The sequence below is a fragment of the Streptomyces sp. NPDC007983 genome (genome assembly GCF_042958345.1).
GTDB lineage: Bacteria > Actinomycetota > Actinomycetes > Streptomycetales > Streptomycetaceae > Streptomyces.
Window position 1 is genome coordinate 1 of record NZ_JBIBJI010000069.1, and the last position, 1,408, is coordinate 1,408.

Annotated in this window: 1 protein-coding gene; it reads left to right on the forward strand. The window is 66.8% G+C overall.

What is annotated here, in order from left to right; translation table 11 throughout:
- Positions 1 to 57 precede the first annotated feature (57 nt).
- Positions 58 to 1,218 (forward strand): IS701 family transposase, encoded by a 1,161-nt coding sequence (locus ACFZCY_RS45475; RefSeq protein ID WP_391187721.1) that lies wholly within the window; start codon positions 58 to 60, stop codon positions 1,216 to 1,218.
- The last annotated feature ends 190 nt before the right edge of the window (positions 1,219 to 1,408 follow it).

A 1,408-nucleotide genomic window follows, 5' to 3' on the forward strand; every position in this document is an offset into this window, starting at 1 on the left:
CTAGTACTGCAACGGTGCTTGCCGTGACTGGTGGCCAGCTCAGTCGTTGGTGTGGTTATGGGTGGAGACCTTGCTGATGTCAGGTTGTGGGCGGGTGAGCTCGAGGCGGTGCACGAGCGGTTCGTGCACCGGTTCAACCGGGAGGAGCCGCGCCAGTCGGCGCTCGCCTACATGCGGGGGCTGATTGCTCCGCTGGAGCGGAAGAATGGCTGGACACTCGCGGAAGAAGCCGGACACACGGGGCCCGACCGCATCCACCGTTTGCTGAACCGGATCGACTGGGACGCCGACGAGGTCCTGGACGACGTGCGGGACTACGTCGTGGAACACCTCGGTGACCGGGAGGCCGTTCTGATCGTCGATGACACCGGCTTTTTGAAGAAGGGTGTCCGTTCGGCCGGGGTCCAGCGGCAGTACTCCGGCACCGCGGGACGCACCGAGAACTCCCAGATCGGGGTCTTCCTCGCCTACGCGACTGGCCGCGGACGCACGCTGATCGACCGGCGGCTGTATCTGCCCACGTCGTGGACGGATGACCGTGAGCGATGCCGGCGGGCGGGCATCGACGACAGTGTCGCCTTCGAGACGAAGGTGGTGATGGCCAAGGCGATGGTCCGCCGGGCCATCGCCGACAAGATCCCGTTCGGCTGGGTGACGGCGGACGCCGCCTACGGCTTCAGCAAGGGCTGGCGGTTCGAGCTGGAGCAGGCGGACGTCTTCCACGTCATGGCCACCACCCGGCACGACACCGTCGTCACCCGCTGGGCACTCGACCACCCCGTCCACGACCTGTTCCCCGCTCTGCCCCGGCAGAAGTGGAAACGCCGTTCCTGCGGCGAGGGAGCCCACGGCAGGCGGATCTATGACTGGGCCCGTGTCGAGGTCAGGCCCTGGCACCGCGAGGACCGCCGGCACTGGGTGATCGCCCGCCGCAGCGTGAGCAGGCCCGAGGAGATCTCCTACTACATCGCCTACTCTCCGGCCGGGACCACCCTGGACGAGCTGATCCGCATCGCGGGCAGCCGATGGTCGGTCGAGGAGTGCTTCCAGACGGCGAAGCAGGAGTGCGGCCTGGACGACTACCAGGTCCGCCGCTATCCCGGCTGGCACCGCCACATGACCCTCGCGATGGCCGCCCACGCCTGCCTCACCGTTCTGCGGGCCCGCCAGCTGGACACGGAGAAAGCAGAAACGGATCCTCCCAGCTCATCCACCTGAGCCTCGCCGAGATCCGACGACTGATCACCCGACTCACCGACCGTCGTCCCACCCCGGTCGGTCACATCCTGCACTGGTCGACATGGCGCCGCAGACGCCAACACCAAGCTCGCCTCAGTCACTACAAACGGCGTGGCCACAGCCCCTGAAAACTGCCCAGCAATCAGAACAAGCACCGTTGCAGTACTAG

Bases quoted from the DNA above. Each gene is read 5' to 3' on its own strand.
- ACFZCY_RS45475 (WP_391187721.1), top strand. From the start codon at position 58: ATGGGTGGAGACCTTGCTGATGTCAGGTTGTGGGCGGGTGAGCTCGAG.